This is a genomic window from Rhizobacter sp. P3_C12 (assembly GCF_056402735.1).
In genome coordinates this window covers 1-8,765 of the sequence record NZ_JBFUGW010000258.1, presented here as the reverse complement: position 1 = coordinate 8,765, position 8,765 = coordinate 1, and the positions used below count along the sequence as shown (strand labels likewise).

9 protein-coding genes are annotated in these 8,765 nt (G+C 70.3%); 6 read left to right on the top strand and 3 right to left on the bottom strand.

Features of this window, described 5'->3' with window-relative positions; all coding sequences use genetic code 11:
• Positions 1–836: GlgB N-terminal domain-containing protein (locus AC1DXV_RS27410; RefSeq protein WP_477936532.1), on the bottom strand; the 836-nt coding region annotated here is incomplete at its 3' end.
• A gap of 31 nt (positions 837–867) precedes the next feature.
• Positions 868–3,348 carry a glycogen/starch/alpha-glucan phosphorylase gene (locus AC1DXV_RS27405; RefSeq protein ID WP_477865826.1) on the bottom strand — a complete coding sequence of 827 codons (2,481 nt, stop codon included), beginning with the start codon at positions 3,346–3,348 and terminating at the stop codon, positions 868–870.
• Positions 3,349–3,478: 130 nt separating this feature from the next.
• On the opposite strand from AC1DXV_RS27405, the gene glgC reads away from it, so the two are divergent.
• From glgC to AC1DXV_RS27380, 5 genes are all read left to right on the top strand, one after another.
• Complete coding sequence (gene glgC, locus AC1DXV_RS27400) at positions 3,479–4,747, top strand: glucose-1-phosphate adenylyltransferase (RefSeq protein ID WP_477936530.1); 1,269 nt, start codon at positions 3,479–3,481, stop codon at positions 4,745–4,747.
• A gap of 23 nt (positions 4,748–4,770) precedes the next feature.
• A complete protein-coding gene (gene glgA / locus AC1DXV_RS27395; protein WP_477865824.1) occupies positions 4,771–6,225 on the top strand; it encodes a glycogen synthase GlgA in 1,455 nt (484 codons plus the stop codon).
• 103 nt (positions 6,226–6,328) lie between these two features.
• Positions 6,329–6,577: a hypothetical protein gene (locus tag AC1DXV_RS27390; RefSeq protein ID WP_169675417.1), complete on the top strand. Its 249-nt coding sequence runs from the start codon at positions 6,329–6,331 to the stop codon at positions 6,575–6,577.
• 42 nt (positions 6,578–6,619) lie between these two features.
• Positions 6,620–6,880: a hypothetical protein gene (locus AC1DXV_RS27385; protein ID WP_477865823.1), complete on the top strand. Its 261-nt coding sequence runs from the start codon at positions 6,620–6,622 to the stop codon at positions 6,878–6,880.
• 96 nt (positions 6,881–6,976) lie between these two features.
• On the top strand, positions 6,977–7,957 hold the full coding sequence (locus AC1DXV_RS27380; RefSeq protein ID WP_477865822.1) for an aliphatic sulfonate ABC transporter substrate-binding protein: 981 nt from the start codon (positions 6,977–6,979) through the stop codon (positions 7,955–7,957).
• Between the two features lie 216 nt (positions 7,958–8,173).
• Here AC1DXV_RS27380 and AC1DXV_RS27375 read toward each other — a convergent pair whose 3' ends face one another.
• Positions 8,174–8,359 carry a hypothetical protein gene (locus AC1DXV_RS27375; RefSeq protein WP_477936528.1) on the bottom strand — a complete coding sequence of 62 codons (186 nt, stop codon included), beginning with the start codon at positions 8,357–8,359 and terminating at the stop codon, positions 8,174–8,176.
• 74 nt (positions 8,360–8,433) lie between these two features.
• Between AC1DXV_RS27375 and AC1DXV_RS27370 the strand changes: the two genes are divergently transcribed.
• On the top strand, positions 8,434–8,765 hold a 332-nt coding region (locus AC1DXV_RS27370), incomplete at its 3' end, for a spore germination YkwD domain-containing protein (RefSeq protein ID WP_477936526.1).

Here is an 8,765-nt window from a genome sequence, read left to right as displayed (position 1 = left end):
CCCATGTCCTGCGCATACGGCACCAGCGTGTCGCCGAGCTCGTCCCAGCTGAGCCAGCGGTCGCCTTCCTCGGGCTTGCGCCGCCACGAGCCGAGGTGCACCTCGTAGATGCTGACCGGCGCATCGAGCGCGTTCGACTGCTGGCGCTGCGGCGAGGCCGGCGCGAGCCGCGGCATGTGCGAGACCACGCTCGCGGTGGCCGGCCGCAGCTCGGACTGCAGCGCGTACGGGTCGGCCTTCTGCGGCAGCACGTGGCCGTCGGCGGTGCGGATCTCGTACTTGTAGCGCGCGCCTTCGGCGATGCCGGGCAGGAAGATCTCCCACACGCCGCACTCGCGGCGCAGCCGCATCGGGTGGATGCGGCCGTCCCAGTGGTTGAAGTCGCCGACCACGCTGACGCGCGACGCGTTTGGCGCCCACACTGCGAAGCTCGCGCCGCTGACGCCTTCCATGATCCTCACCTGCGCGCCCAGCGTCTCGTACGGCCGCAGGTGCGTGCCCTCGGCCAGCAGCCACACGTCGAGTTCGCCGAGCACGGGCGGGAAGCGGTAGGGGTCGTCGACGGTGGAGCTGCTGCCGTCGGCCCAGGTGAACTGCAGCCGGTGCGTGCCGGCGGCGCTGCCGAGCATGCCCTCGAACACGCCGTCGGGGTGCAGCTGGGTCAGCAGCGACAGCGGCTGGCCGCTGCTCGCATCGACCGCCAGCGCGGCCCGCGCGCCGGGCTGGAAGCAGCGCAGCCAGCGCTGCCCGCTCGCATCGACGTGCGCGCCGAGCACCGAGAACGGATCGCCGTGGCGGGCGTGGCGGATGTCCTCGATCTCGGCAGCGGTCAGCATGGGGGGCGGTGGCAACGACGGGGTGTCATTGTCAGGCAACCGATCGCAGCGCCGCCGCAGGCTTCAGCTCGGGGTCGATGTTCCAGATGTCGCGCGCGTACTCGCGGATCGTGCGGTCGGACGAGAACACGCCCATGCCGGCCACGTTGGCGATCGCGCGCGCGATCCAGGCCTCGCGGTGGCCGTACAGCGTGTCCACGCGCTGCTGCGCCTGCACGTAGGCATCGTAGTCGGCGAGCAGCAGGTAGTGGTCGCCGCCCCACAGCAGCGAGTCGACGAGCGGGCGGTAGCGGTCGTGCTCGTCGGGCGAGAACAGGCCGCCGGAGATCGCATCGAGCACCGCCTTCAGCGCCGGGTTGCCGTCGTAGTGGCGCATCGGGTGGTAGCCCGAGGCCTTCAGCGCCTGCACCTCGGGCGTCTTCAGCCCGAAGATGAAGATGTTGTCGTCGCCGACGCTCTGGCGGATCTCGATGTTCGCGCCGTCGTCGGTGCCGATCGTCAGCGCGCCGTTCAGCGCGAGCTTCATGTTGCCGGTGCCCGAGGCTTCGGTGCCGGCGGTCGAGATCTGCTCCGACAGGTCGGCGCCCGGCATGATCACCTCGGCCACCGAGACGCCGTAGTTCGGGATGAACACCACGCGCAGCTTGCCGCCGACGCGCGGGTCGGCGTTGACCACCGTGCCCACGTCGTGGATCAGCCGGATGATCGACTTCGCCGTCTGGTACGACGAGGCCGCCTTGCCGGCGAAGATCACGGTGCGCGGCACCCACGGCAGCGTCGGGTTCGCGATGATGGCCAGGTAGCGCGTGACGACGTGCAGCACGTTCAGCAGCTGGCGCTTGTACTCGTGGATGCGCTTGACCTGCACGTCGAACAGGCTGCCCGGGTCGACGTGGATGCCGGTGTGGCGCTGGATGTGCTCGGCCAGCCGCTTCTTGTTGTTGAACTTGATCGCGGCGAACTTGCTGCGGAAGGCCTCGTTGCCGGCGTGCTCCTTCAGCTGCGCGAGCTGGTCGAGGTCGAGCCGCCAGCCGCGGCCGAGCGTCTGGTCGAGCAGGTGCGCGAGACCCGGGTTGGCCTGCGCCAGCCAGCGCCGCGGCGTGACGCCGTTGGTCATGTTCGTGAAGCGGCTCGGGTACAGCGACGCGAAGTCCGCGAAGATGGTCTTGGTCAGCAGCTCGGAGTGCAGCGCCGAGACGCCGTTGACCTTGTGGCTGCCGACGATCGACAGGTTGGCCATGCGCACCCGGCGCTCGCCCGATTCGTCGATCAGCGACAGGCGGCGCAGGAAGCCGTCGTCGCCGGGGCGCTGCTTCGCCGCCAGGTCGAGGAACTCCTGGTTGATGCGGAAGATGATCTCCAGGTGCCGCGGCAGCACCTGCTGCATCAGCGACACCGCCCAGGTCTCGAGCGCCTCGGGCATCAGCGTGTGGTTGGTGTACGAGAAGGTCTTCTGCGTGACCGCCCAGGCATCGGCCCAGGGCATCGCGTGGTCGTCGCACAGCACGCGCATCAGCTCGGCCACGCCGATCGCCGGGTGCGTGTCGTTCAGGTGGATCGCGACCTGGTCGGCCAGGTTGTGCAAGGTGTCGTGCTCGTCGAGGTGGCGGGCGACGATGTCCTGGATCGACGCGCTGGTGAAGAAGTACTCCTGGCGCAGCCGCAGCTCGCGGCCGGCCGGCGTGCTGTCGTTCGGGTACAGCACCCACGAGATGTTCTCGTACTCGTTCTTGACGCTGGCCGCGCGGGCATAGTCGCCGGTGTTGAAGGCGTTCAGGTCGATGTGGGCGGGGGCCGCCGCCTTCCACAGGCGCAGCGTGCTCACCTTCTGCGTGCCGTGGCCGGGGATCACCATGTCGTAGGCCTTGGCCTCGACCGAGCCGGCCGGGCGCCACACCGGGTGCGTCTTGCCGTCGTGCATGTGCTGCTCGACATGGCCGCCGAAGCGCACCGGGTAGCTGATGCCGGGCCGCGGGAACTCCCACGGCGTGCCGTCGGCGAGCCAGGGGTCGGGGTGCTCGACCTGGCGGCCGTGCGCGATGCCCTGCGCGAACATGCCGTACTCGTAGCGGATGCCGTAGCCGAACGACGGCAGGCCGAGCGTGGCCATCGAGTCGAGGAAGCAGGCGGCGAGCCGGCCCAGGCCGCCGTTGCCGAGCGCGGCGTCGGGCTCGTGGTCGGCCACGTCTTCGAGCGTCTGCGCGTGCAGCGCGACCGCCGCGGCGGCCGGTTCGCGCAGGTCGAGCGCGGCGAGCGCGTTCGACAGCGTGCGGCCGATCAGGAACTCCATCGACAGGTAGCAGACGCGGCGGGCCTTGGCGGCGCGCTCGATGGCCTGGGTCTGGACCCAGCGCTCCGACAGCTGCTGGCGCGCGACCTGGGCCACGCCGTGCATCAGGTCGACCGGGGTGGCGGCGGGCGGCGCGACGCCGACGGTCTTCAGCAGCTGCTCGTCGAGGCCGGCCTGCATCTGCTGGGGGGTGATCTGTTGTGTCATGGAGGGGGAGCTCATCGGCGGGGATCCTGCAGTGTGGGCCAGACTTTGCTCGTTTGTCCCGGCGTGCGCAAGCGCGGGGGCAGTGCTTCAATGCGGTGCGGGCCGTGCACAATCGGTGCGCGCCGCGACCCTTCCTGGAGACATCATGCAACCCATCGATCTTGCGTTGAGCCTCGACCTGCCCAAGCGCGCCGTCGCGCTGGTGCTGGCCGGCGGCCGCGGCAGCCGCCTGAAGAACCTGACCGACCGCCGCGCCAAGCCGGCCGTCTACTTCGGCGGCAAGTTCCGCATCATCGATTTCGCGCTGTCGAACTGCCTGAACTCCGGCATCCGGCGCATCGGCGTGATCACGCAGTACAAGTCGCACAGCCTGCTGCGCCACCTGCAGCGCGGCTGGGCCTTCCTGAAGAGCGAGATGAACGAGTTCGTCGACCTGCTGCCGGCCCAGCAGCGCAACGACGACGAGAGCTGGTACCGCGGCACCGCCGACGCCGTCTACCAGAACCAGGACATCCTCGCGAGCTACGGCGCCGACTACGTGGTGGTGCTGGCCGGCGACCACATCTACAAGATGAACTACGCGCTGATGCTGGCCGACCACGTCGCCAAGGGGCGCGAGTGCACGGTGGGCTGCATCGCAGTGCCGCGCGAGGAGGCGGTGGCCTTCGGCGTGATGGCGGTCGACCGCGACAACCACATCACCGAGTTCGTCGAGAAGCCGGCCGACCCGCCGCCGATGCCGGGCCGCCCCGACATGGCGCTCGCGAGCATGGGCATCTACATCTTCAATGCGCGCTACCTCTACAAGGAGCYCGAGCGCGACATGAACGACGCCGATTCGAGCCACGATTTCGGCAAGGACATCATCCCGCGCGCGGTGCGCAACGGGCAGGCCTCGGCGCACCCGTTCGAGCTGAGCTGCGTCAGCACGCGGCACGGCGAGGCGCCGTACTGGCGCGATGTCGGCACCATCGACGCGTACTGGGACGCCAACATCGACCTCACCGCCACCGACCCGCTGCTGAACCTGTACGACAAGCGCTGGCCGATCTGGACGTATCAGGAGCAACTGCCGCCGGCCAAGTTCGTGCACAACCAGGACGACCGCCGCGGCATGGCCGTGGAGTCGCTGGTGTCGGGCGGCTGCATCGTCTCGGGCGCGGTCACGCGCACCGTGCTGTTCTCGAGCGTGCGGGTGCACTCGCACGCGGTCGTCAGCTGGTCGGTGCTGCTGCCGGGTGCGCAGATCGGCCGCGGCGCGCGGCTCACGCGCGTCGTGGTCGACCGCGCCTGCGTGATCCCCGACGGCATGGTGATCGGCGAGGATGCCGAGCTCGATGCGCAGCGCTTCTACCGTTCCGAGAACGGCATCACCCTTGTCACGCGCGACATGCTCGCGAAACTCACAGCTTGATTGATTCACCGCTTGATCACCGCATGAAAGTCCTCCAGGTCGCCGCTGAAATCTTCCCGCTGGTCAAGACCGGCGGCCTGGCCGACGTGGCCGGCGCCTTGCCCCAGGCGCTGGCGCGCGCCGGCGCCGACGTGCGGCTGGTGCTGCCCGGCCTGCCGGCCATCGCCGACGCGGTGCTGCACCAGAAGACCGTCTGCGAGATTGGCGCGGCCTTCGGCGCGGCGCGCGTGCGGCTGACGCTCGGCACCATGCCGTACAGCCACCTGCCGGTCTACGTGGTCGATGCGCCGTACCTGTACCGGCGCGGCGGCAGCCCGTACCAGGCGCCCGACGGCAACGAGTGGCCGGACAACGCGCAGCGTTTCGCGCTGCTCGGCTGGGTGGCGGCCCACATCGCGGCCGGCGAGTTCGACCCCGACTGGGTGGCCGACGTGCTGCACACGCACGACTGGCACGCGGCGATGGCCTGCGCCTATGCGCACGCGCATGTGCCCACGCGCGCGGCGCGGATCTTCACGGTGCACAACCTGGCCTACCAGGGGTTGTTCCCGGCCGGCGATTTCAACCTGCTGGGGCTGCCGGCGCGCTACATGGCGGCCTCGGGCGTCGAGTACCACAGCCAACTGTCGTTCATGAAGGCGGGGCTGAAGTTCGCCGACCGCGTGACGACCGTCAGCCCGACCTATGCGCGCGAGATCGCGACCCATGAATACGGCTGCGGGCTCGACGGCGTGATCCGCGGTCGTGGTGGTGACGTGCTCGGCATCCTGAACGGCGTCGATCCCGAGGTGTGGAACCCGGCCACCGATGCGGGCATCGCGAAGCGCTACCAGGCCGATTCGCTGGTCGGCAAGGCGGTCTGCAAGCATGCGCTGCAGACCGAGCTGGGGCTGGAGCGGCGGGCCGATGCGCCGGTGTTCGGCGTCGTCAGCCGGCTCACCTCGCAGAAAGGGCTCGACCTGGTGCTGGCGGCGCTGCCGGGCATCCTGCAGCGCGGCGGGCAGCTCGCGCTGCAGGGCAACGGCGACCGCGCGCTCGAATCCGCCTTCGAAGGCGCGGCGCGCGCGCACCCGGCGCAGGTGGCGGTGCGCACCGTGTACGACGAGGCGCTCGCGCACCGCATCATCGCCGGCAGCGATGCGCTGCTGATGCCGTCGCGCTTCGAACCCTGCGGGCTGACGCAGCTGTATGCGCTGCGCTATGGCACGCTGCCGGTGGTGCGGCGCGTCGGCGGGCTGGTCGACACGGTGGTCGACACGACCGACGAGACGATCCGCACCGACCGGGCCACCGGCTTCTCGTTCGAGCCGGCCAGCTCGATGGCGCTGGAAGTCACGGTCGACCGGCTGCTGCACGCCTTCGGCCAGCCGGCACTGTGGCAGCAGCTGATGCGCCGCGCGATGGCGCAGGAGTTCTCGTGGGACGTGGCCGCTGCGTCCTACATGCGGCTGTACGCCCAGTGCCGGACGACGAAGTAGGCCGGCCCCCCCATTCGGGGGCGCCAATCTTGTCGATGGAATTTGCGCGCGAACGCGTTCAAAGTTCGCCCCGACCGGCAGTGGCGCCGGCGTGGAGCAGGGCATGCATTTCCAGGAGCAGACGGTCGGCGACTTCAAGATCTACGCCGGGGCGATCGAGGCGGCGCACGGCGGCTACGTGGCCGCGGTGGTGGTGAAGCAGGTGCATGGCAGCGGCGCGCCGTGCGAGGTGTTCCGTGACGAGGCGATGTGCGACGGCCGCTGCTGGACCGACCCGGAGTCCGCGCTGCACTATGCGTTGACGGCCGGCAGATCGGTGATCAGGGACCGGGCGCGGCTCGAGAACGCCTGAGCGCCCCTAGAATCGCCCGATACCCCTTCACCCGACCCCATCATGACCCTTCGCTTGATCGGCCTGACCGGCTTGACCTTTGCCCTGTTCGCCACGGCCTGCGCGAGCCCCGTGCCGGAACCCGAGGCGCCGCCGCAGGACCAGGCGCAGGCGAATGCCGCTCCGCTGTGCGAGGTCAAGCCGCGCATCGGCTCCAACATCGTTGCGCGCGATTGCAGCAAGCCGAAGGTGGACGACGGCTCCCCGGCGGGCGTGCTGCTGGGCACGCGCAACATGCACAAGCCGTCGGCGTCCGGGCACTGACACCGGGCGGCGCATAAGCAACTGCGCATTGCATCGTTGCCGCCACGCGGGGCGGCGCTTAGCGTCGCGGGCTCCGTCATTGTCGAGAGCCCATCGATGCAGTCCCCCGCGCCGTTCCCCGATTCACCGCACGACCCGCGCCGCCGCCTGATGCTGGCGGCGGCCGCGGCCAGCCTGCTGCCCGCCGCCGTGCGCGCTGCCGATGCCGACACCGTGCGCATCGGCTTCCAGAAGTCGTCCACGCTGATGATCTTCCTGAAGTCGCGCGGCACGCTCGAACAGGCGCTGGCACCGCTGAAGGTCCGGGTGACCTGGCATGAGTTCACCTCGGGGCTGCCGCTGCTGGAGGCGTTGAACATCGGCGCGATCGAGCTGAGCGCCGACGTGGCCGATGCGGTGCCGCCGTTCGCGCTGGCCGCCGGCGCGAAGCTCACCTACTGCGCGATCGAGACGCCGTCGCCCCAGGCGCAGGCGATCGTCGTGCCCAGGGATTCCCCGATCACCGATGTCGTGCAACTGAAGGGCCGCAAGGTCGCTTTCGCAAAGGGCGCCGGCGCGCACTACCTGCTGCTGGAGGCGCTCGCGAAGGCCGGCCTGTCGATCGGCGACATCGAGCCGGCCTACCTGAGCCCGGCCGATGCGCGCGCCGCCTTCGAGAACGGCAGCGTGGCCGCCTGGGTGATCTGGGATCCGTTCCTCGCCGCGGTGCAGCGCCAGGCCGGCGCGCGGATCCTGCTCGACGGCGGTTCGCTGTCGAGCTACCGGCGCTTCTACCTCGCCGCGACGCCGTATGCGCAGCGGCGCCCCGACGTGCTGGGCGCCGTGTTCGCCGAGCTGCAGCGGGCCGGAGAGTGGATCAGGAAGAACCCCGGCCCGGCGGCCGAATGGCACGCGCCGGTGATCGGCCTCGATGCCGCGACGGTGACCGCGGCCAACCAGCGGCGCAGCTACAGGGTGCAGGCCGTCGACGCGGAGGCGCTGGCCGAGCAGCAGCGCATCGCGGATGCGTTCACGCAGGCGCACATCCTGCCGCGCCGCGTCGTGATCGCGGACTCGCCGGTGTGGCGGCCCAGCTGACGCCGTACCGAAGGATCTGACGCCACGCGTCGGCCTTGCAACATGATGTGTGGCCGGCGGGGGTGGATCGTGTCGGACAGGGGGCGGATGGCGCGTGGTCCCATGCTTGCATGCCCTGGGGCATGTCATCGTCCCGTTCCCCCATCGGATCCTCGGCCGCGCTGCTGAGCCTGTTCATGCTCGTCGCCTGCGGCGGCGGCAGCGACAGCAGCGAGGTCAGCCAGAACCCGCCGACCGGCAATGCGCCGAGCCCTGCGCCGGCACCGGCACCGGCACCTTCGCCCGCTCCGTCTCCGGCACCCGCACCAGCGCCTTCTCCGGCACCAGCCCCCGCACCAGCCCCCGCACCACCACCAGCACCAGCACCAGCACCAGCACCAGCACCAGCACCAGCACCAGCACCAGCGCCCGCGCCCGCGCCCGCGCCCGCGAGCGACACCGCCTTCTCCGCCATCGACACCAGCAACCGTGCCGAGGTGCTCGCGCGCTACCAGGACGGCTTCATCGCGCTGCGCAAGACCCCTTTCAGCTGGACCGGCAATGTCGCCGGCTGCGCGGCCGGCGACACGCCGCTCGCGTACAAGAACGCGGTGGTCAGGCTGGTCAACTACTACCGCGCGATGGCCGGCCTGCCGGGCGACGTGACGCTGTCGCTTTCGAAATCAGCCCAGGCTCAGCAGGCGGCGCTGATGTTCGATGCGAACGACCAGCTCAGCCACGCGCCGCCCACGACCTGGAAGTGCTACACCGCCGACGGCGCCACCGCCGCCGGCAAATCGAACATCGCCTGGGGCACCAACCTCAACAG